Raw genomic sequence first — 21378 nt, 5'->3', positions numbered from 1 at the left:
CCGTCATAACTCAAACCGGCGACCCATTTAGGTCGCCGGTTTTTTCTTTCAGAAAATTAATCCTTTAGAGCGATTTTAAGCTGCATCTCGCATAAATTATGTGATATACCAATATGACTATCAGTTACATAATGGATTTTTATTTGTAGAGCGAACAAGCACGACACGGATAAAAAGCTAAAGCGATAAAAGTTTGTGAGTAAGAAGGAACTATGACAAACCCAACCCTCGTGATCGTTGAAGATGACCCAATTTTGAGTGAGATGTTGCAGGAGTATTTTGAGAGTCAATCATTTGATGTAGTGACCATCTCTGAAGGGACATCTGCCGCTGAGCAAATCTTATCAATTCAGCCTGACATTGTTTTGCTTGACCTTATGTTGCCAGAGGTTGATGGCCTGACTATCTGTCGTCAATTGAGAAACAAGTTCTCCGGTAAGATCTTAATGTTGACCGCCAGTGATGATGACTTCGACCACGTCGCCGCCTTAGAGACAGGTGCAGACGACTTTATCAGTAAGCCTGTTAAGCCGCGTGTGCTTCTTGCACGGATCCGAGTGCTGCTTCGCAGAGTCGCGGAATCTGAAGCAAACTCAGACGCGAGCAATGAATTGAGTTTTGGTAAGTTAACGCTCAACAAGTTAACCAAAGGATGCGTTCTCAACGGTAAAGACATCGCGATTGCCGAAAGTGAGTTTGAATTGCTGTGGTTACTTGCGTCGTCGCCTGAGCAGGTGCTATCACGAAATTATCTCACTCAACAATTGCGTGGGGTCGATTATGACGGCATTGATCGGTTCATCGACAACAAAATCGTTGTTCTTCGAAAAAAGCTCAACGACAACACCATTCCTCCCAAAAAAATCATCACCGTTAGAGGCAAAGGTTATTTATTTGTCCCTGAGCGCTGGTAATCACTAACCAAAAGCCGTCGATATGCGCCGCATTTATTTTGAGTATTTGATTGGGCTAACCGTTATATTTTTGGTTAGCATTTATTCTTATGCCTTTATTGTTTACAAGCTCAGTACTGATTACGAATATATATTGAGAGATCATCAAGCAGAGGCCTATCAGCAATTGCTCGATGTCATTTCATCGGTCAAAACAGAAACGGAGACACTTGATATTATTCAAGCGTATGCCGATAAAACGCGCCAAAACCTTAGAGTGGTCAATTTATCGAGTGCTCCACAACTTGTTCAACACGTATTTTCTGACCCAAATATAAACAGTTACTACTATGATGAAGACTATCTGTGGTTTCGTTTGAGTAACAGTCGCACTCTATATGAGTTGAGCGATAACAAGGACTCTTTCTTACGCCAAAAAATTCGATTCGAAAATCGACTAATTTGGGTATTTGCAATTACGGGTTTTGCACTCAGCGGGCTGTTTTTAGTCTGGAGAATCAAGCGTCGCCTAAATAACCTTGAACAGGTCACAGTCTCATTTTCGAATGGTGACCTTTATCAACGCGCATCAGAGAAAAACAGCATCAAGCTAGGGACGTTAAATAAAAGCTTTAACGTAATGGCGGATAAGATATGTGATTTGATCAACAGTAATAAATCACTGACCAACGCGGTCGCCCATGAGTTACGCACCCCCATCTTTCGTATTCAGTGGCAAGCCGATATCCTCAGCGATTTAGAGCTGCCAGCAGCTCAAAGTAAAGCGGTCGCGCGCATTATTGCCGATACAGAAGAGATGGAAGATATGGTGGATGAGCTGCTTTATTACGCCAGATTAGAGCGCGGCGGGTCAGAACTGCAGTTGCAGTCGATCAATATTAATGAGTGGCTGCAAGAGCGATGTGAATTTTGGCGAAAGGAAACGCGTTTGGAATTGGTCCACGTTGTTTCTGCGATTCCTGTAGGGCTAAATGTTGATTTGAAGCTTTTTAATCGAGCAGTGGACAATATTGTGCGCAATGCCTTCAAGTTCGCACGAACCAAAATTGTGATTGAAGTGTGGTCAAGCGATGAAGACGTTGTGATTGAAATTCATGATGATGGAAAAGGTGTAGGCTCTGAGCACTGGCCGTATCTATTCGATCCATTTTACAGCGCGAATGCCGCACGAAATAAAGGCAAAACTGGACACGGCCTTGGTTTAGCAATCGTGAAACAAGTTTGTGATCATCATGGTGCGAGAGTTTCAGTGGCTGACAGTTACTTGAATGGCGCTTGTTTCTCTCTCAGTTTCCGGCGTCAGCGCACTCGCTCGATTGATGAGCGTTAACACTAGCCTGCGTGTTGAATACGAGTTGCATCGTTTGTGGGGTCAAGGTTGTTGTTTTATTTCAACCGTTTGCATACATAAAATAAACAGGGCATTATCGTTATAGTGAATTGACCCAATTGAGAACGCGTATGCAGATTTTGATAGAGCAGGAAGTGGCATTACATCAGTACGAAATTCGTCAAAATAAGCACGAGATAGCACGCCTCATACATCCTTCCTTTAAAGAAGTTGGCAAGTCAGGAACAAGTTTTGACTATGCTGACATCCTAGATATGATGGGTAACGAAAAGCCTTGTCTTGGTCATATTCACTCGCAAGATTTTGAAACCATTCAGCTCGAACCCTCAATTCAACTTCTCCTCTATAAAACGGCTTGGATCGACAAACTGGGCACCAAAGGCCACTACGCCAAGCGTTCCTCTATCTGGGTTTTTACAGGGGAAGGTTGGCAACTGAAATATCATCAAGGCACGCCCTGTGCTGAGTTTGAGCTAGTCACCTAATCGGATGTAAGGAGGCGGTATGAATGTCGCAGTGGTGTTAGGAACGTCCAAATCGGATGGCAATACGCGTCGTTTGGTCAATGAGTTTGTTTACCAATCGGGCGCGGCTCTGTTTGATTTGTCTGAGCGCGAAATCTCATACTATGATTACGAGCACAAAAACCGCATGGACGACTTCTTGCCTCTAATCATCGAGTTAAGCGAGTTCGATCATATCGTGTTTGCCTCTCCCGTCTATTGGTATTCCATGTCAGCACAGTTGAAGGTGTTCTTTGACCGACTCTCCGATTTGCTGACCATAGAGAAACAACTCGGCAGACGCCTAAAAGGCAAGTCCATTTCCATTTTATCGACTGGCTACAATACCGAGTTGCCGGAATGCTTTATTGAACCTTTTGTTCTCACGGCTAAGTACATGCATATGGAATTTAACGGCTGGACTTACGCAGCGATTCAGAGTGAAGTGGATCTCGCTGCGCTAGAGGCAGTGGCGGAAATGGCACTGCATAAAATTCATTAAGCAAGGAGCATCAATGAAGAAAACAGCGCTCGTCACGGGTGGTTCAAAGGGTATTGGACTTGAAGTGATTAAACGTCTCATCGAGCAAGGTGTTCAGGTCATTACGTGTTCACGGAACAAAGCGCATTGGCTGGAACAATGTGAGGTGTTACCAGAACTGCAAAATGTCGACTATCTCGCGCTTGATATCTCAATTGAATCCCAACTTAGGGATTTTTTTGATTACGTTGAGCGTCAATATGGGCAACTTGATTTCGCCATCAACAATGCCTCTCCCGCGATTGGTTCGTTAGGCGAGTTTGGCAGTGTGTCACTGGATGATTTGAAAAACACATTGGATGTGGATTTTTGGTCACAAGCCTACTGTTTGAAGCGAGAAATTAGCCTGATGGGTTCTGGCGGCGCGATTGTGAATGTCAGCTCGGTCAATGGCATTAGACCTACGCCCAATGCGGCGATGTACAGCGCGGCGAAACACGCACTTGAAGGTTTAACGCGTTCTGTGGCACTCGAAACGATCAGCAAAGGGATACGGATTAACGCGGTGGCACCAGGCGTGACGTGGACACCGCGTTGGCAAGAGAGAGAGCGTGAAGATCCGGGCATTCGTGAGCGAGTCAACGACGCCGTGCCATTAAAGCGTTTTGCACACACTGGTGAAGTTGTGGACGCCATTGAATTTTTGCTTTCAGATAAGGCAAGTTACATCGTTGGGCACACTTTGGTTGTCGACGGTGGTCTATCACTCGCCTAATGGTTTTTTCCTGATTTTTCTCTTACTCCTAGTGTGACAGTTAAAAGAAATAGCGCGCTAGGACTCGCAATTTTCGTCACTATGTCTAAGCTCCTTTAAGGGCAGGGCTGCGGTTTAGTTCGTTCCAGTGCTGCCTTTCTCCAACTCAATCACACCGAGAGGCACAAGCTAAGTGTCCATTTTGCACGCTAAAAGTCAGTCAAATAAACGTAAACGAGTTAAGGACTAAGGAAATGTTTAACAACAAAATTTGCCTAGTGACAGGCGCAGCCCAAGGAATCGGCAAAGCAGTAGTGGAACGATTTGCCGAGCAGCACGCTCAAATGGTCTATGCGATCGACATGAATGAGCAAGCGTTACTCTCGGCATTTGAAGGCCGGACCAATGTAAAACCGATTGTGATGAATATTTGCGACCGCGCTGCGGTATTCGAGTTCATGGAGCAGGTAAAAGCGGACGTGAGCAGAATCGATGTTTTGGTCAACAATGCGGGCATTACCCGAGACGCATTGATCGAGAAAATGACCGAAGATGAGTGGGACGCGGTAATAAACGTGAACCTAAAAGGTGTGTTTAATCTGACTCAAGCTGTTGCCCCGATCATGATGGAGAACAATGCAGGCTCTATCGTAACCATGTCTTCGGTTGTCGGAACCGATGGCAACATTGGCCAAAGCAATTACGCCGCAACCAAAGGCGGGGTGATTGCAATGACGAAAGGCTGGGCAAAAGAGTTTGCACGAAAAGGCGCACAAGTGAGAGCGAACTGCGTAGCCCCTGGCTTTGTTCAAACCCCAATGACTGAAAACCTCCCAGAAAAAGTGTTGGATATGATGAAAGCGAAGACGCCGCTCGGTCGGATGGGAACGCCAGAAGACATCACCAATGGCGTAGAATTTCTTGCCAGTGACAAGGCCAGCTTTATCACGGGTCAAGTGCTTAAGATTGATGGCGGACTGGTGTTGTAGTTTAGTTTGATAATTCGCTGTCATGGCATCGAATCCGTGACAGCGGCTTTTTAGCTCGATTTGAGTATGGCGTCCACCAGTTTGTCGAGCTCTGTTTTCACGGTGTCGTTGAGTTCATAGCCGATGTTAATACGAAAACAATCGTTATAGAGTGCTAGCGTACTAAACAGATGACCAAGTCGAATATCGATTTTTCCTTGTTCGACAAGCGATCGAAACTGATCAACGTCTAAATTTGATACCTGCAACCAGAGCACCATTCCTCCTTTCGGGTCACTCATATTCACATGGCTCGGTAATCGTTCAGAGAGATAATGGACATACGCTTGTCGAAGCTGGAGTAGCCGATTTCTGCGCCGCTTGAGCTGTTTTGCATAGTGTCCAGACTCAATAAAATCGGCCACTGCGAGTTGGATAGGCAGAGAAACACCAAAGCAAGAAGCGGTATGATGTTGACGGTATCGGTCTGTATAGCGACCTGGAAGGCACCAACCTAACCGATAACTCGGAGAAAGACTCTTAGAGATGGAGCCACACCATAGAACATAGCCGCCTTGATCGTAATACTTAGCAGGAAGCGGGGTGTGATCAGCGTAAGAGAGTTCTAAGTAAACATCATCTTCAATAATCGGGGTTTGGTATTGATTGGCGAGCCTTGCGAGGGTCTGTTTTTGTTGAGCGGACATAGTGATGCCTTGCGGGTTCATATGCGAAGTACAAAAAATGCCTGCTTTTACATTCCCATCTCGCAAATGGCCTTCAAGTTGAATAAGGTCTATCCCATCATCTAGTGAAGGGACTTCAACAATGTGTCTGCCCATTTGACCAAGCAAATCCAATATTCCACTGAAACACGGAGAGCTAATAGCAACCGCATCACCGGCTTGAGTACATGCTTCAAGCGCAGCTTTGATTGCTGGCATACAGCCAGAGGTTACAACGAGTTCTTCTGGATTTAGGTGTAAGCCTAGTTTTGAGAAATGAGTACTTAGTGCATTTCGAAGCAGCGGCTCCCCTTGAGTATTTGGGTAGTGATTTAGCCGCTCTGTGAGTCGTTTGCTGGCGCGTCGAAAACTACGTTCCAACTCATTTAACGCGATTCCATCAATACTCGTACTAGAAACGCCAAGTGGACCGTTGTGGTTGGAGTGAATCGAAAAGCTGTGGTTTACGGTTGATACCCTGCTGACAAAGCGGGCCCACTCAGGCGTATTGTGTTTGCTGGGTCTGGCACTGACGAAATAGCCAGCTTGGGGGCGAGCATAAATCCAACCTTGAGATTCAAGCTCTTGATAGCAACTCACTGCCGTAGACATACTGATCGAATGTTGCTTAGAGAGTTGGCGCAAAGAGGGCATACGGCTACCTTCGATCAGTTTTCCGCTTTCAATCTCGTGGACGAACTGGTTTGCGAGTGCTCTATAGATGCTCATAGTCATACTGTACTGGTTTTTATGTGAATAATTGTATCTGTACTGATAACTGTACCCGATCAATACTAATTTTCAACAGAAAGGGAGGGCAGTTATGACAAGAAACGATTTATTGTTGGCTATTTTTGTAATGGCGATTTGGGGGTTTAACTTCTCAATGATCAAAATGGGGATTACAGATGTTCATCCGTTATTGGCGACGGCAGCACGTTTCACACTTGCAGTGATTCCCGCCATATTCTTCATTCGCAGACCCAGCGTGAAGTGGCGATACCTAATGAGTTATGGCGTTGTATTTGGTGTTGGCATCTGGGGAATGGCGTCTTGGTCAATCACCGCGGGGCTATCGTCTGGGATGTCATCGGTACTGCTATCATCCAATGCGCTGATCAGTATGGCTGTGGGCGTGTTTATTCATAAAGAAGCGGCCTCGAAACGAAAAGTCATGGGGGCAGTGACGGCTTTGGTAGCCTTGCTTGTTTTGGTCTCTGCGACCAATGGTAATGTCACGGTTCAAGGATTGCTCTTTATTGCAATTGCGGCGGGAAGTTGGACGGTCATGGGGATGATAGTCAAAGGGTCAAAGACCACCCAGGCATTCGCGTTCAATGTATGGGGGATGCTATTTGCTCCGATCCCATTGGTGTTATTTGCTATCAGTTTGTACGGTGCGGATATTGTGTTTGACGCTGTTCGTGTTTGGGATACGAAAACGACGGTCGCAGTGCTCTTTCAGGCTTACCCGACTACTTTATTTGGTTATTGGGTTTGGAATCGATTGTTGATCCGCTATCCATTGAGTACCACGGCCCCGTTGACTTTATTGGTGCCGGTGTTTGCGCTTGTTTCAGGCTATCTGATGTACGCAGAGCGACTTAGTAGCGCACAAGTTTTGGCTTGTGGGATGTTTCTTGTCGGCATCGGTTTGATTGTCAAGCCAGCTAGGGAGAAATGGCGCACTGGACCAAAGGTCAGCGTATCTTAGGTAATGTAAAAAGGGGCTGAATGTCAGCCCCTTTTGCTATTTGATAAACGCGAGATCAAACACGGTTGAGCGGTTTCTCCCAGTCTCTTTTGAGAAATAAAGCGCTTTGTCTGCATGCTCTAGCCAGTTCAAGTGGTTAGATTGATAAGGTGAGATTTCACAAATCCCCAAACTGATGGTGTACTTAACGTTGTAGCCTTCACATTCAACGATCGAGCTCTCGATCTTCTTACGTAAACGCTCAGTAAAGTAAAGAGCTTGGTTAGCGCATGTCCCCGGAAGCAGCACGGTGAACTCTTCGCCGCCATACCGGCCACAAACATCGGATGTGCGTGATGCCTTTCTTAGTTCATTCGCGGTGTGGCGAATCACGTGGTCACCAACGGTATGACCATAGGTGTCGTTAACGCGCTTAAAATGATCGATGTCGAAAATCACAAGAGAGGAGACCGCACCTGAAATTTTGCAGCTCTCATACTCCTTCATTAAACACGTTTCCCAATAGCGGCGGTTGAACAGTTGGGTTAAACCATCGGTTCGGCTCAGATCGGACAGTTTTTGATTGGAGTCCATCAAGTGGATTTTGTTTTTGGCGATATCGGTGACGTCATTGATCACTAAGCTCACATGTGACACCTCACCATTGACCGATGTTAACGGTGAGAATGTGATGTTTTGACGCATCTCCCTTAACCCGTTTGAGATGGGGCTAAAGTTCTTAAACTTGAAGAGGTAAGGGCGATCTTCCCAGCAAGAAAAGCCGCGGCTGTTGAGTTTAAAAGAGGCGTCGACTTTTTTTCTTAGCCAAGATTCCGGTAGCCCCTCAATCACATCAAACAGAACTTTGCCGATGATTTTGTCGGCGCTAATACCGCTGTAGGACTGCATGAAGGAGTTCCACGCGTAAACACGGTACGCTTTATCTACAACGATAAGGCCAGCATCGAGATCGCCGATGATTTGCATTGTCCAATGGAAGTCACTGATTTCGGTTGCTTTCATAACACGCTCTTTAGAATCTGTTCGATGGCGTCAATGGAGTCATTGTCCATCAGGAAAATGACATCGCAGGCAATGTCGAGGTTTTCCGCTTTATAGACGAACTCGATGGTAAAAATATCTTCATCGTACCCCGCAAGAAACTGATTACAGCTCAATGACACTTGCAGCAGCTCTTTTTCAAGCACGATAGGTTGGCGTAAAGAGATGGCGATATCGAGTTGACGGCTAAACGACACTAAGAAAGAAGAAACCAGTAGGTTGGAGATATCGAGAATGACTTCGTTGGTGCCGTTGCTTTCTTCACCTCCGAGGTTATCTAGCCCGCGCCCGTGCAGGCAGACGAGCGCTTCGCCATTGATGCCATTGCCCACAAAACGCTGAGATACCGCTCGATACTCAGAGTTATTTACAATGTCTTGGACGGTCATTTTTAGCTCTGACTGATGCAAAGACGCGACGTTTGGCAACGGCATTTCAATAAACTGACCAACTTGTTCTGCAATCAAGGAAGCACTGGTTCCTAAGGCGATATTACTCATCTCGCGGATACTGCCCATCAAATCGACAGATTGGTGAATGCACTCTGGCGTTGCCATGTTAAACGCCTGAAGTGGGATACCGTACTTTGAAAATAGTTGGGTAAGGTCAGAGGTACTGAAGGGTTTTTCGATAAAATCGAGGGCGCCCATTGCACGGCATCGTTGTTTGGCTTCGCTTTGAATATCACCAGACACGACGATCACTTTTGTCGGGTAACGGCTTACAGGGAGGGACGCGAGCACTTCAAAGCCATCCATTACTGGCATGGTAAGATCAAGAAATAGGATGTCGATGTCAGTTTCTACGAGCTGCTCTAAGGCTTCTTTACCATTTTCCGCCTGAAGAATGACGGTCTTAGCGGTTTGCCCGATTTTGCTGATGATAGCTTTGCGTGCGATCTTAGAGTCGTCGCAGACCAATATATTCATGAGGTGTATTTTAAGCCCAAGGGTGACGAAGGTTTTTTATAGTTGTATAAAGCAAAAATCGATTATAGTGTGATATTAGTGCCAAATACTCAGACTTAGTTAACACTTTTGAACGGGTTATATCACGACCTTTTTAATCGCTAGGGGTGATTTTTAGAGCCCCAACACAGAATCATCGTTTGATGTGGTCGTGTAATGCTAATGCAACATTCGAGTTAGGTGAGCGGTTTAGATATTGTGTGACTCGCCAACCACTTAGCGCCACTTTGCGAAGGTCTACACCGGTATCAATACCCAGCCCTTCACACAGATAAAGCACATCTTCTGTGGCTACGTTGCCTGACGCGCCTTTTGCATAGGGGCATCCGCCAAGCCCAGCCACGCTCGAATCGATAACATTCACCCCCATTTGCAATGCTTGATAGATGTTCGCCAAGGCTTGTCCCCAGGTATTGTGAAAATGAACGGCGAGTCTTGATTGATCAACTCGGCGCATCACGGCATTCAGCATTTGGGCAACTTTTAGTGGGGTGCCTGTGCCTATCGTGTCACCCAGCGAGACTTCGTAGCAGCCCATTGAAATAAGTTGTTGGGCGACATCTGCAACTTGTTCTGGTTGAATTTTGCCTTCATAAGGACAATCAATAATACACGAAAGGTAACCGCGCACAGCAATACCTTGCTGCGAGGCTTTTTCGATAACGGGTTTAAATCGGTCTAGGCTCTGTTGGGTCGAACAATTGATGTTTTTTTGGCTGAAGGACTCCGAGCAGGAAGCAAACACCGCGACTTGGTCCGCTTGAGCTTTCATCGCGGCATCAAAGCCGGTGATGTTGGGCGTAAGTGCCGCGTAGATGACGTCAGGGTTGCGTGTGATCTGCTTAAAGACCTCATCAGAATCGGCCATTTGCGGAACCCACCTAGGAGAGACAAACGATCCCACTTCGATGTGAGTGAGTCCGCTACTTGAAAGTTGGTTTATGAGCGCCACTTTCGCGTGAGTAGGGATGTTCGCCTCATTTTGTAAGCCATCCCTCGGTCCTACCTCAACAATTTTAACGCGCTCAGGCAGTGACAGGTGAGCCATTGGGTTACTCCTCATCTGGCCAAATGGGCGGGCGTTTTTCGATAAAAGCGGCGAGTCCTTCTTGCCCTTGTCGTGAAACGCGCACATTGGCAATCATATCGCTTGTATAGCGAACCAGTTCGCGGTCGATGATTTTGTTGTCACAGTGTTCAATGAGCTCTTTAGCGTGACGTAGTGCAGCTGGGCTGTTACGTAAAATCTGCGCTATGAAGCGATCAATACAGGCTTGTGCGTCGTCTTTGTTTGTCAGGTGGTGAACGATGTGCAGTTCTTGCGCGGTTTTTGCGTCGATGGTTTCTGCTGTCAGCATGTATCGTCGAGCTTGTCTAACGCCAATACTTCGAATCACATAAGGGGCAATCGTTGCGGGGACTAACCCCAATTTGACTTCACTCAAGCAAAATCGAGCGTGATGATCAGCAATGGCAATGTCGCTACAACAGATAAGACCTAAAGCACCGCCAAACGCCCAGCCATGAACGTAGACGATGGTGGGGTGGGGAAACTGATCCAATATGGACATTAACTTGGCGAGCGTTTGCGCATCTTCGACGTTGGCCTCATGCGATTGCTCCGCCATTTGTTTCATCCAGTTTAAATCCGCACCCGCGGAGAAGTGTTCGCCATTCCCTTTAAGCAGCAAGCAGCGCACATCAGGATGATTGGCGAGATAATCAAGGGCAAGGATTAACTCGTGAATCAATTGATCACCAAACGCATTGTGTTTATCGAGGCGGTTAAGGCTCAGCGTTGCGACGCCGTTTTGATCAATCTCATACTGTAAATCGCTACTCAGCGTAATGTCCATTTTACCGTTCCTTTGTATTACATCCTGAAAATCCCAAACTCGCTATCTGGAATCGGCGCATTCAGGGCGATTTTTAACGCGCGGGACAGCACGTTCCGAGTCTCATTTGGATCGATGATGCCGTCATCCCAAAGTCTAGCACTTGCGTAATAAGGCGAGCCTTCGGTTTCGTATTGATTGATGATCTTCTGTCTGAACGCGGATTCGGCGTCTGGTGACCAGTCGCCATTTTGCCTTTCGATGGCCTCGCGTTTGACTTGAGTCAGCACGCCTGCCGCTTGCTCTCCACCCATCACAGAAATTCGTGCATTGGGCCACATCCACATCATGGTGGGTTCGTAAGCGCGCCCACACATGCCATAATTTCCAGCTCCATACGAGCCTCCCACGATGACTGTAAACTTAGGCACATCGGCGCAAGCCACGGCCATCACCAACTTGGCTCCGTGTTTGGCGATGCCGCCTTCTTCGACCTTTTTACCGACCATAAAACCGGTCACATTTTGTAAAAACAGCAAAGGAATCTTGCGTTTGGCGCAGAGCTCAATAAAGTGCGCCCCTTTTTGCGCCGATTCTGAAAACAAGATGCCGTTGTTGGCAACAATTCCAATCAGTTGACCGTCAATACGGGCAAATCCGCACACAAGAGTGGTACCAAATAGCGCTTTGAACTCGTCAAAATCGGAATCATCGATGATCCTCGCGATCACTTCACGAATATCAAACGTGAGGCGCAAATCGGCGTTTACAATGCCGTACAGTTGTTCGGCTGGGTAACGCGGTGCAATCGATGGTGAGTGATTGTAGTCGACGGGCGTTAGGTGGCAATTGGCAATGGCTTGGCGCGCGAGACTCATTGCATGTTGCTCGTTTTCAGCGTAGTAATCCGCAACGCCCGATTTTCGGCAGTGCACATCTGCGCCGCCTAGTTCTTCGTCGGTGACCACTTCTCCAGTAGCGGCTTTCACCAGTGGGGGACCGGCTAGAAAGATGGTTCCTTGCTGTTTGACGATGATCGACACATCGGCCATTGCTGGAATGTAGGCGCCACCAGCGGTGCAAAGACCGAGCACGACCGATATCTGCGGGATACCCAATGCCGACATGCGTGCTTGGTTGTAAAAGATGCGCCCAAAATGCTGTTTATCTGCAAAGACATCTGCTTGGTGAGGCAGATTGGCACCACCGGAATCCACCAAGTAAACGCAGGGTAGGTGACATCGCTGGGCGATCTCTTGGGCGCGAAGGTGCTTTTTAACGGTTAGAGGGTAATAGGTTCCTCCTTTGACGGAAGGATCGTTGGCGATAATCATGCACTCCACACCATTCACTTTTCCTATGCCAGCCACCGCGCCTGCGCACGGTATTGGCTCTTCATACACTTGCCATGCAGCGAAAAGTCCGACTTCGAGAAAATCACTGTTGTCGTCTAAAAGCATGGCAATACGTTCTCGGACAGGATGTTTCCCCTTTGAACGTTGCCTTTCAATTGCCTTGGTACCGCCGCCTTGTTTGATGAGCTCTATGTTGCTTTTTAGCGTATCGACGAGTGCAGTCATCGCTTGATGGTTTTTTACATAGAGCGGTGCGTCAGTTTTAATTTTGCTTGTGATTACCGTCATTGAATTCCCTCAGCGTGATTCTTCAAACAGTTCGCGGCCAATGAGCATGCGTCTTATCTCAGATGTACCCGCGCCAATTTCATACAGCTTAGCATCACGTAATAAACGCCCAGCGGGAAACTCATTGATGTAGCCATTGCCGCCAAGCAGTTGTATTGCGTCTAAGGCGAGTTGGGTGGCCAGCTCTGCGCTATACAAAATCACACCAGCGGCATCTTTACGTGTTGCTTCCCCCCGATCGCAGGCGGCAGCAACGGTGTACACGTAACTTCTTGCGGCGTTAGTTCGGGTGTACATATCGGCGACTTTGGCTTGCACCAGTTGGAACTCGCCAATGGCTTTGCCAAACTGCTTGCGCTCATGTACGTAAGGGATCACTAAATCTAAGCACGCTTGCATGATGCCCAAAGGTCCGCCCGCAAGGACGACACGTTCGTAATCTAATCCGCTCATCAGCACCTGAACGCCTTTGTTGACTTCACCAAGGACATTTTCAACCGGGACAAGGCAATCGTTGAACACAAGTTCGCAGGTGTTTGAACCTCGCATACCCAGCTTGTCGAGTTTCTGCGCATGACTAAAACCTGAGAACGCTCGCTCGACGATAAAAGCGGTGATGCCATGTGAGCCAGCGGATGAATCGGTTTTGGCATAAACGATGATCACGTCGGCATCGGGGCCATTGGTGATCCACATTTTGTTGCCGCTGAGTCGATAATGGTCTCCATTTAACGTCGCTTTAAGCTGCATACTGACCACATCGGAACCCGCGTTTGGCTCGCTCATCGCCAATGCGCCAATCGCGCAACCATCAATGAGTTTGGGTAGGTATTTGGCTTTTTGTTCTTGGGTGCCGTTGCGAAAAATTTGATTCACGCAAAGGTTGGAATGAGCCCCATAGCTCAATGCAACTGAGGCGGAAGCACGGCTGATCTCTTCCATTGCAACCACATGAGCCAAGTAGCCCATGCCAGCGCCGCCAAATGACTCGGACGTGGTTATGCCAAGTAGCCCCATATCACCGAGCAGCGGCCACAAATGGTTGGGGAACTGATTGTCTTTGTCTATTTGATCCGCGATGGGCGCGATATGTTGGTCGGCAAATGCACCAACATGGTCGCGTAGCATGTCGATGGTTTCGCCCAGTCCAAAGTTGAGCGGGTGGTATGGAGATAACATAGCGCCTCCCAGTTGCACCTAAAGATGCAAAAAGAAGCGCTAAGTTACTTAAGGTTGCTAGCTTTGACTTAGGGCTTCTTCACATCGTTGACGAGCTGCGTTTAAGTCTTCAAGAACTACGGTAATGTCTTCGAGTTGACGCTTAAGCACAGCTTCCTTTTCATCAATAATCTTGAGCATTTTGGTCAGCTGAGTATCTTCTTGGTGAGTATCATACAGTGCAAATAGCTCTTTGATCTCGGCCAAAGAAAAGCCCAGTCGTTTACCACGAAGAATCAGTTTTAGGCGGATTTTATCCCTACGCTGGTAGAGTCGCATTGTGCCTTTACGTTCGGGCTCGATAAGCCCCACATCCTCATAAAAGCGAATGCTTCGAGTGGTAATACCAAACTCTTTTGCCAGCTCACTAATCTTAAATCTTTCCACCTGTCTTTATTCTCCAACTGCCTAAGAATAGATTGTAAAAAATGCGTTTCTTTACGTTTACGTAAATGTTAGTGCTATGCTTACGTAAACGTCAAGAAATTCCATGGAGTGGGGGACACAATGGGAGATAGCGATATCTGGATTGTTGCGGCGAAACGGACACCGATGGGGTGCTTTCAAGGTGCCTTATCAAGTTTTTCCTCTCCACAGCTTGGCGCCATGGCGATAGAGAGCGCAGTTGAAGCCGCAGATATTGCAATTGACCTAATCGATGAAGTATTCATGGGCTGTGTGTTACAAGCTGGTTGTGGCCAAGCGCCCGCAAGACAAGCAGCGCTTGGGGCTGGTTTAAGTGAATCAACGCCATCTACGACGGTCAATAAAGTATGTGGCTCAGGCATGAAAGCCGCAATGTTGGCAAACGATCTTATCAAATTGGGCTCGATGCAATGTGCGGTCGCGGGTGGAATGGAAAGCATGACTAACGCGCCTTATTTGCTAAAAGATCAGCGTGGCGGTGCGAGAATGGGGCACAAAACAACGTTCGACCATATGTTTTTAGATGGCCTGCAAGATGCCTATCAAGGCGAGTTAATGGGCGTCTATGGACAACAGATTGCCGACAAGTTGAAGTTTACCCGCGAGGCGATGGATGCGTGGGCAACTAACTCGATTCACCGAGCTCGAAGCGCAGATGAACAAGGTTTATTTGTTGACGAGCTTTGTCCGGTCACATTGAGCTCTGGTGAAAAGCTTGAGCGTGATGAACAACCTCAACGCGTTGACCCTGCCAAAATCCCCAAACTAAAACCTGCTTTCGATAAACAAGGTACGGTGACAGCCGCGAACTCGAGTGCAATTTCTGATGGCGCCGCTGCTTTGATCTTAATGTCGCCGACACTGGCAAAGCAGCAAAAACTTAAGCCACTCGCCGTCATCAAAGGTCATTCAACACATGCCAGAGCCCCTGAAGAGTTCACGTTAGCGCCGGTGTTTGCCATCGAAACCTTGTTATCGACGCTTGATTGGAGTGTCGATGAGGTTGACCTATGGGAGATCAACGAAGCATTTGCGGTGGTTACCCAAATTGCGGTCAAACAGCTTGGTCTTGATCCCGATAAAGTCAACATCAAAGGGGGCGCCTGCGCACTTGGACATCCCATTGGTGCCAGTGGCGCAAGAATTCTCGTCACCTTGATCCACAGTTTAAGACAGCTACAGGCGATAGGGACGGATGGGGATACGGAAAATAAAAAAGTGGTGCGAGGTATTGCTTCTCTGTGTATCGGCGGAGGTGAAGCCACCGCTATGGCAATAGAAATTCCACTTGAGTGAAAAAGGATACCACTATGACACAGTCAGTTCCGCTTTATATCGATGGTGAGTTCTGTCAATCGCAATCCAATGATTGGATTGATGTGACTAACCCCGCAACCAATGCCGTGATCGCCAAGTTACCAAAGGCGACAGATGCAGAAATAGCGCGCGCGATCGAGAGTGCAAGCCATGCTTTTCATCACTGGAAAGAGGTGGCGGTTTCTGAGCGAGCCAGAGTCATGCTCCGCTACCAACATTTACTTAAAGAGCACCACGACGATTTGGCTGAGTTATTGTCTCAAGAAACAGGGAAAATCCTACTGGATGCCAAAGGGGACGTGTGGCGCGGGATAGAAGTGGTCGAGCAAGCCGCAAACATCGCCAGCAATATGATGGGAGAAACGGTTGAAAATGTTGCCACCGACATTGATAGCTACTCGTTAATTCAGCCCCTCGGCGTCTGCTGTGGCATTACACCGTTTAATTTTCCTGCAATGATTCCATTATGGATGTTTCCGTTGGCCATTGCTGCTGGCAATACCTTTGTCCTCAAACCTTCAGAGCAAGTGCCATTGACGTCAATCCGTTTAGCTGAGCTTTTTGAGCAAGCGGGCGCACCGAAAGGCGTGTTGCAAATCATCCATGGTGACAAACACCAAGTAGATACCCTTCTTGCCCATCCAGATATCCGAACCGTGTCTTTTGTCGGGTCGGTCTCGGTTGCCGAATACATCTATCACACCGGAACCCTGCACAATAAACGAGTCCAAGCTTTTGCCGGTGCCAAAAATCATATGGTGATCATGCCCGATGCTAATAAAAATCAAGTGGTCAGCAATTTAGTTGGGGCGTCGGTTGGCGCTGCTGGGCAACGGTGCATGGCGATTTCCGTCGCGGTGTTTGTGGGTGAATCCAAGCAATGGATTGCTGAGCTCAAAGACGAAATGGCGAAGATGAAACCAGGGGCATGGGATGATGAATCCGCTGCTTACGGGCCTTTGATAAGCAAAACGGCGAAAGAGCGAGTGATACGATTGATTGATGAAGGCAAAGCGCAAGGCGCCATTTGTGAATTGGATGGCAGTGATTGCACGGTAACCGGCTTGCCTGACGGAAATTGGGTAGGCCCGACGCTGTTTAGCGGTGTGACGACCGATATGTCTATCTACCAGCAAGAAATTTTTGGTCCTGTTTTGGTGTGCCTTGAAGTGGATTCACTGGATGATGCCATTGCGCTCATCAATCGAAACCCATACGGCAATGGCACCTCGATATTTACTTCGAGTGGCGGCGCGGCGCGTAAGTTTCAACACGACATCCAAGTTGGGCAGGTGGGCATCAATGTCCCGATTCCCGTGCCGTTACCCTTCTTTTCATTCACTGGATGGCGAGGCAGTTTCTACGGCGATTTGCACGCTTATGGTAAACAAGCAGTGCGATTTTTTACCGAAACCAAAACGGTGACCGCGCGTTGGTTCGATGACGACATTCCCACTGGCCCCAACTTAACCATTCAATTGAAATAGGAGCGGCAGATGGACTTTGAACTGAATGAAGAACAACGAGCGTTTGCCGATACCGCGGCACAATTTGCCGAGCAACGTTTAATGCCAAATGCCGCCAAATGGGATAGCGAGCAAATCTTTCCTAAAGAGGTTCTGAGCGAAGCGGGCGAGCTGGGTTTTTTAAGCCTGTACACGCCAGAAGAGCAAGGCGGTTTGGGCTTGAGCCGTTTAGATGCCTCTATCGTGTTCGAGCAGCTTGCGATGGGCTGCACGTCAACCACAGCCTACATGACCATTCACAATATGGTCTCTTGGATGGTGGCAAGTTTTGCAACCGATGCCGTCAAACAGCGCTATTGTGACAAACTGGTCACTGGCGAGTGGTTAGGGTCTTACTGCTTAACCGAGCCAAACGCAGGATCAGATGCTGCCTCTTTGACAACCAGTGCTACCAAGCAAGGTGAACGCTATATATTGAACGGGGCCAAAGCATTTATCTCGGGTGCGGGTGATACCGATGTATTGGTTGTTATGGCAAGGACCAGCGACGACGGGGCTAAGGGCGTTTCGGCGTTTGTGGTTCCCGCAAGTGCCGAAGGGATAAGCTACGGACGAAAAGAGCCGAAAATGGGGTGGAACAGCCAGCCAACACGCTCAGTCAACTTTGATGGTGTGGTCATTCCTGACGATCATAGACTTGGCGAAGAAGGTGAAGGATTTACCTTTGCCATGAAAGGATTGGATGGAGGGCGGATTAACATCGCGACTTGTTCCATAGGGACTGCCCAGCAAGCATTGAATCAGGCGACTCAGTACATCCAAGAACGCAAGCAGTTCGGTAAACGGATTGCCGATTTTCAATCTATTCAATTTCGACTGGCTGACATGGCGACAGAATTGGTGGCTGCGAGACAATTAGTGCGTTTGGCTGCGTGCAAGCTCGATCAAAACTCCTCAGACGCGACGGCCTACTGCGCCATGGCAAAACGCTACGCCACCGACATTGGTTTTAAAGTGTGCGACCAAGCGCTGCAGCTTTTTGGTGGCTATGGCTACATTCAAGAATACCCAATGGAGCGCTATTTTCGCGATGTTAGGGTGCATCAAATACTTGAAGGCACCAATGAGATCATGCGTTTGATCATTTCAAGACGATTGTTAGCGCAAGGCGCGCAGCTACTGTAAAGGACAACCACTATGACCAACGCAATCGAACACACAGTGTCTGACCATATCGCCGTGATCACGATGAACAATCCGCCCGCCAATACATGGACAGAGCAAAGCCTGATGCAACTAAAGCAACTGGTGGAGAGGTTAAATGCAGATCGCGATGTCTATGCGCTAGTGCTAGTGGGGCAAGGCGAAAAATTCTTCTCTGCGGGCGCTGACCTTAACTTGTTTGCATCAGGAGATAAAGCCGTCGCGTTTAAGATGGCAAAAGCCTTTGGGGAAGCATTTGAAACCCTATCTCAATTTCGCGGCGTGTCGATCGCGGCTATCAACGGTTACGCCATGGGAGGCGGGTTAGAAGTGGCGTTGGCTTGCGACATACGCATCGCAGAAACGCAAGCCAAGCTCGCGTTGCCTGAGGCGAAAGTGGGCTTGCTGCCGTGCGCTGGAGGGACGCAGAATCTCACGGCTTTAGTGGGTGAAGGTTGGGCTAAGCGGATGATTCTCTGCGGCGAACAGATCGATGCGCAAATGGCTGAAAAAATTGGGCTGGTTGAACAAGTGGTTGCAAAAGGCGATGTGTTAAATCAAGCCATTGAACTTGCGAAACAAGTCGCCAATCAATCACCTTCATCGGTGGCGGCGTGTAAAACGCTGATCCAGACCACACGGTTCCAAACGCGAGACTACGGTTTAGCAAAAGAAAGGGAGCTGTTTATGGCTCTTTTCGATACGGATGATCAACAAGAAGGGGTGAACGCATTTCTTGAAAAGCGTACACCTGAATGGAAAAACCAATAAGGGGGCAATATGACCGATACTGTCCATTTTAATCTACTGCCTTGCAGTGACAGTCAACACAAAATCGCCGTTGCCACGCTCGACAACGCCCCTTCATTAAACGCGTTAACCGCCAACATGCTCACCTTGTTAATGACTCAATTAGCGTTGTGGCAAGAAGACGATGACATCATCTGTGTCGTGCTTGAAGGTGCCGGAGAAAAGGCTTTTTGCGCGGGCGGCGATGTAAAATCAATGCATGAAGTAATGCGTGACAACACCAATGATGAGATTCGTCGAGTGTGTGGTGATTTCTTTACCATCGAGTATCGATGTGACTACCTAATTCACACCTACTGCAAACCGATCATCGCATGGGGAAGCGGAATTGTGATGGGCGGAGGCATGGGTCTGTTTATGGGCTCAAGCCATAAAGTCGTTACGCCCAATTCGAAGCTCGCAATGCCTGAAATCAGCATTGGCTTATACCCTGATGTCGGTGGAACATGGTTCTTGAATCGGCTGGATGACGGGATAGGTCTGTTTCTTGGACTCACCGGTTCCATGCTCAATGCGGCTGACGCCGTTGACGTCCATTTGGCAGACTTTATGGCGCTTGCGGAACATAAAGCCAGCTTGATCGAACAACTCCAAGTGGCCGACTGGGAATGCGTGGACGACGCCTATGAAGTCGTGACTGAGTTGTTGGAAACATTTGCTCAAGAGGCGCATCACGAATCACCTAAACCTCAGCTACTTCCCTTTTACCCGCATATTCAGCAAGCCTGCCATCAGGACAGCTTACTTCAAGTGGTTGATGCCATTGACGCGATAGAGGGTGAAAGCCAGTGGCTAGCGCGCGCGAAATCAAATCTCGCCACGGGCAGCCCGATCAGTGCCCATATTTGCTACCGTCAATTGACCGCTTGCCATGACCTTTCATTGGCAGATTGTTTTCGCTTAGAGCTGACGTTGTCAGTGTGTTGCTGTCTAGTGGGCGAGTTTCAAGAGGGCGTGAGAGCACGATTGGTCGATAAGGATGGCTCTCCAAACTGGAAGTATAAAAGTCTCGCTGCTGTCGAAGATAAGCTTATTGATGAAATGTTTACCTCCCTGTGGACACCAGAGTCACACCCTCTTGCACAGTTAGGGCATTACTAGTCAGTTGACTCTCAAAAACAAAAGGACACTGTTATGACAACCATCGCGTTTATCGGACTTGGCAATATGGGCGCACCCATGGCTCTGAATTTAGTGAAAGCAGGGTGCAGAGTGCAAGTGTTTGATTTGGTGCAGCAATCGGTGGAGCAAGTAGCGTCACATGGCGCTGTAGCGGCAAACTCAATCGAAGAGGCGCTAAGCGGTGCAAACGCAGTGGTAACCATGTTACCCGCGGGGGAGCATGTTCGCGCGGTCTACCTCGGTGACCACCAAGGCAATAAAGGACTCATCGATGCCGTTGCCCCAAATACGCTATTAATCGATTCCTCCACCATCGACCCAGACTCCGCCCGTTTGGTTGCGTCTCACGCGCAGAGCAAAGGGCTAGAGTTTGTCGATGCGCCGGTCTCTGGAGGCGTAGCGGGGGCAGCAGCGGGGTCACTGACCTTTATTGTTGGTGGCAGCGATAAAGCGTTTGATAAAGCAGAGCAAGTGCTAAAACACATGGGCAAAAACATTTTCCACGCTGGCAAGGCAGGCGATGGTCAGATGGGAAAAATCTGTAACAACCTGATGCTGGGTATATTGATGTCGGGGACCTGTGAGGCGTTAAACCTAGGCATTGAAAACGGTTTGGATCCAAACGTCTTATCACAAATTATGCTGCAAAGTTCGGGGCGAAATTGGGCACTTGAGCTTTATAACCCATGTCCGGATGTGATGGAGACAGCGCCAGCTAGCAATGGCTACCAGCCCGGATTCATGACCAAACTGATGCTCAAAGATCTGGGCTTAGGGCTTGATACCGCGGCAAAAAGCCAAACCTCGGTGCCGATGGGATCGCTCGCTCGAAACCTATTCGCTTTTCACAATGCCAATGGTAACGCGGAAAAAGACTTTTCTAGCTTGTTTGAGTTTTACCAAAGCAAGAATAAGTGAG

The 21378-nt window shown here is 48.1% G+C and carries 21 protein-coding genes; 13 read left to right on the top strand and 8 right to left on the bottom strand.

Translation table 11 applies throughout. From position 1 onward, the window contains the following. Window positions 1-212 precede the first annotated feature (212 nt). From OH458_RS20305 to OH458_RS20280, 6 genes are all read left to right on the top strand, one after another. Window positions 213-914, top strand: coding sequence for a response regulator (locus OH458_RS20305; RefSeq protein WP_005471328.1), 702 nt, complete (start codon window positions 213-215; stop codon window positions 912-914). 22 nt (window positions 915-936) lie between these two features. Beyond that, on the top strand, window positions 937-2244 hold the full coding sequence (locus tag OH458_RS20300) for an ATP-binding protein (protein WP_333482677.1): 1308 nt from the start codon (window positions 937-939) through the stop codon (window positions 2242-2244). 131 nt (window positions 2245-2375) lie between these two features. Beyond that, complete coding sequence (locus OH458_RS20295) at window positions 2376-2750, top strand: nuclear transport factor 2 family protein (protein WP_269979625.1); 375 nt, start codon at window positions 2376-2378, stop codon at window positions 2748-2750. 19 nt (window positions 2751-2769) lie between these two features. After that, entirely contained in the window at window positions 2770-3270 is a 501-nt protein-coding gene (locus tag OH458_RS20290; protein ID WP_005471279.1) for a flavodoxin family protein, read from the top strand. Window positions 3271-3283: 13 nt separating this feature from the next. After that, window positions 3284-4024, top strand: coding sequence for an SDR family NAD(P)-dependent oxidoreductase (locus OH458_RS20285; RefSeq protein WP_269979624.1), 741 nt, complete (start codon window positions 3284-3286; stop codon window positions 4022-4024). A 233-nt stretch (window positions 4025-4257) separates the two neighbouring features. Next, entirely contained in the window at window positions 4258-4992 is a 735-nt protein-coding gene (locus OH458_RS20280) for a beta-ketoacyl-ACP reductase (protein ID WP_269979623.1), read from the top strand. A gap of 50 nt (window positions 4993-5042) precedes the next feature. Here OH458_RS20280 and OH458_RS20275 read toward each other — a convergent pair whose 3' ends face one another. Next, a complete protein-coding gene (locus OH458_RS20275) occupies window positions 5043-6425 on the bottom strand; it encodes an aminotransferase-like domain-containing protein (RefSeq protein ID WP_269979622.1) in 1383 nt (460 codons plus the stop codon). 94 nt (window positions 6426-6519) lie between these two features. Here OH458_RS20275 and OH458_RS20270 point away from each other — a divergent pair, with 94 nt between their 5' ends. Continuing rightward, entirely contained in the window at window positions 6520-7410 is an 891-nt protein-coding gene (locus tag OH458_RS20270; RefSeq protein WP_269979621.1) for an EamA family transporter, read from the top strand. A 36-nt stretch (window positions 7411-7446) separates the two neighbouring features. Here OH458_RS20270 and OH458_RS20265 read toward each other — a convergent pair whose 3' ends face one another. From OH458_RS20265 to OH458_RS20235, 7 genes are all read right to left on the bottom strand, one after another. After that, complete coding sequence (locus OH458_RS20265) at window positions 7447-8412, bottom strand: sensor domain-containing diguanylate cyclase (RefSeq protein WP_005471314.1); 966 nt, start codon at window positions 8410-8412, stop codon at window positions 7447-7449. Beyond that, entirely contained in the window at window positions 8409-9380 is a 972-nt protein-coding gene (locus tag OH458_RS20260) for a response regulator (protein ID WP_269979620.1), read from the bottom strand. Before OH458_RS20260 ends, OH458_RS20265 begins: the two co-directional genes overlap by 4 nt. Before the next feature lie 172 nt (window positions 9381-9552). Continuing rightward, the gene (locus OH458_RS20255; protein WP_269979637.1) at window positions 9553-10458 is read right to left on the bottom strand and encodes a hydroxymethylglutaryl-CoA lyase; all 906 of its coding nucleotides are present in this window, start codon (window positions 10456-10458) and stop codon (window positions 9553-9555) included. A 13-nt stretch (window positions 10459-10471) separates the two neighbouring features. Next, window positions 10472-11275 carry an enoyl-CoA hydratase-related protein gene (locus OH458_RS20250; RefSeq protein ID WP_005471382.1) on the bottom strand — a complete coding sequence of 268 codons (804 nt, stop codon included), beginning with the start codon at window positions 11273-11275 and terminating at the stop codon, window positions 10472-10474. Window positions 11276-11292: 17 nt separating this feature from the next. Continuing rightward, a complete protein-coding gene (locus OH458_RS20245; RefSeq protein WP_269979619.1) occupies window positions 11293-12897 on the bottom strand; it encodes a carboxyl transferase domain-containing protein in 1605 nt (534 codons plus the stop codon). Between the two features lie 9 nt (window positions 12898-12906). Continuing rightward, the gene (locus OH458_RS20240) at window positions 12907-14076 is read right to left on the bottom strand and encodes an isovaleryl-CoA dehydrogenase (protein ID WP_269979618.1); all 1170 of its coding nucleotides are present in this window, start codon (window positions 14074-14076) and stop codon (window positions 12907-12909) included. A 57-nt stretch (window positions 14077-14133) separates the two neighbouring features. Then, window positions 14134-14502 carry a MerR family transcriptional regulator gene (locus tag OH458_RS20235; protein ID WP_005471363.1) on the bottom strand — a complete coding sequence of 123 codons (369 nt, stop codon included), beginning with the start codon at window positions 14500-14502 and terminating at the stop codon, window positions 14134-14136. A gap of 120 nt (window positions 14503-14622) precedes the next feature. Here OH458_RS20235 and OH458_RS20230 point away from each other — a divergent pair, with 120 nt between their 5' ends. The 6 genes from OH458_RS20230 to mmsB are packed head-to-tail and all read left to right on the top strand — an operon-like array spanning window position 14623 to window position 21377. Continuing rightward, on the top strand, window positions 14623-15837 hold the full coding sequence (locus OH458_RS20230) for a thiolase family protein (protein ID WP_269979617.1): 1215 nt from the start codon (window positions 14623-14625) through the stop codon (window positions 15835-15837). Window positions 15838-15851: 14 nt separating this feature from the next. Beyond that, entirely contained in the window at window positions 15852-17345 is a 1494-nt protein-coding gene (locus OH458_RS20225; protein WP_269979616.1) for a CoA-acylating methylmalonate-semialdehyde dehydrogenase, read from the top strand. A 9-nt stretch (window positions 17346-17354) separates the two neighbouring features. Beyond that, window positions 17355-18509 carry an acyl-CoA dehydrogenase family protein gene (locus OH458_RS20220; protein WP_269979615.1) on the top strand — a complete coding sequence of 385 codons (1155 nt, stop codon included), beginning with the start codon at window positions 17355-17357 and terminating at the stop codon, window positions 18507-18509. A 12-nt stretch (window positions 18510-18521) separates the two neighbouring features. After that, on the top strand, window positions 18522-19298 hold the full coding sequence (locus OH458_RS20215) for an enoyl-CoA hydratase (RefSeq protein ID WP_269979614.1): 777 nt from the start codon (window positions 18522-18524) through the stop codon (window positions 19296-19298). A gap of 9 nt (window positions 19299-19307) precedes the next feature. Beyond that, the gene (locus OH458_RS20210; protein ID WP_269979613.1) at window positions 19308-20438 is read left to right on the top strand and encodes an enoyl-CoA hydratase/isomerase family protein; all 1131 of its coding nucleotides are present in this window, start codon (window positions 19308-19310) and stop codon (window positions 20436-20438) included. 33 nt (window positions 20439-20471) lie between these two features. Beyond that, window positions 20472-21377 (top strand): 3-hydroxyisobutyrate dehydrogenase, encoded by a 906-nt coding sequence (gene mmsB, locus OH458_RS20205; protein ID WP_269979612.1) that lies wholly within the window; start codon window positions 20472-20474, stop codon window positions 21375-21377. Window position 21378: the final 1 nt, after the last annotated feature.

Source organism: Vibrio sp. MarTm2 (assembly GCF_027587055.1).
In the GTDB taxonomy this organism is placed as follows: domain Bacteria; phylum Pseudomonadota; class Gammaproteobacteria; order Enterobacterales; family Vibrionaceae; genus Vibrio; species Vibrio sinaloensis_D.
Note: the sequence above shows the minus strand (reverse complement) of the source record. Positions and strands in the feature narration are given on the sequence as shown.

Coding starts and splice junctions, on each gene's coding strand:
- OH458_RS20305 (WP_005471328.1), top strand. CDS start 213: ATGACAAACCCAACCCTCGTGATCGTTGAAGATGACCCAATTTTGAGT.
- OH458_RS20300 (WP_333482677.1), top strand. CDS start 937: ATGCGCCGCATTTATTTTGAGTATTTGATTGGGCTAACCGTTATATTT.
- OH458_RS20295 (WP_269979625.1), top strand. CDS start 2,376: ATGCAGATTTTGATAGAGCAGGAAGTGGCATTACATCAGTACGAAATT.
- OH458_RS20290 (WP_005471279.1), top strand. CDS start 2,770: ATGAATGTCGCAGTGGTGTTAGGAACGTCCAAATCGGATGGCAATACG.
- OH458_RS20285 (WP_269979624.1), top strand. CDS start 3,284: ATGAAGAAAACAGCGCTCGTCACGGGTGGTTCAAAGGGTATTGGACTT.
- OH458_RS20280 (WP_269979623.1), top strand. CDS start 4,258: ATGTTTAACAACAAAATTTGCCTAGTGACAGGCGCAGCCCAAGGAATC.
- OH458_RS20275 (WP_269979622.1), bottom strand. CDS start 6,425: ATGAGCATCTATAGAGCACTCGCAAACCAGTTCGTCCACGAGATTGAA.
- OH458_RS20270 (WP_269979621.1), top strand. CDS start 6,520: ATGACAAGAAACGATTTATTGTTGGCTATTTTTGTAATGGCGATTTGG.
- OH458_RS20265 (WP_005471314.1), bottom strand. CDS start 8,412: ATGAAAGCAACCGAAATCAGTGACTTCCATTGGACAATGCAAATCATC.
- OH458_RS20260 (WP_269979620.1), bottom strand. CDS start 9,380: ATGAATATATTGGTCTGCGACGACTCTAAGATCGCACGCAAAGCTATC.
- OH458_RS20250 (WP_005471382.1), bottom strand. CDS start 11,275: ATGGACATTACGCTGAGTAGCGATTTACAGTATGAGATTGATCAAAAC.
- OH458_RS20245 (WP_269979619.1), bottom strand. CDS start 12,897: ATGACGGTAATCACAAGCAAAATTAAAACTGACGCACCGCTCTATGTA.
- OH458_RS20240 (WP_269979618.1), bottom strand. CDS start 14,076: ATGTTATCTCCATACCACCCGCTCAACTTTGGACTGGGCGAAACCATC.
- OH458_RS20230 (WP_269979617.1), top strand. CDS start 14,623: ATGGGAGATAGCGATATCTGGATTGTTGCGGCGAAACGGACACCGATG.
- OH458_RS20225 (WP_269979616.1), top strand. CDS start 15,852: ATGACACAGTCAGTTCCGCTTTATATCGATGGTGAGTTCTGTCAATCG.
- OH458_RS20220 (WP_269979615.1), top strand. CDS start 17,355: ATGGACTTTGAACTGAATGAAGAACAACGAGCGTTTGCCGATACCGCG.
- OH458_RS20215 (WP_269979614.1), top strand. CDS start 18,522: ATGACCAACGCAATCGAACACACAGTGTCTGACCATATCGCCGTGATC.
- OH458_RS20210 (WP_269979613.1), top strand. CDS start 19,308: ATGACCGATACTGTCCATTTTAATCTACTGCCTTGCAGTGACAGTCAA.
- mmsB (WP_269979612.1), top strand. CDS start 20,472: ATGACAACCATCGCGTTTATCGGACTTGGCAATATGGGCGCACCCATG.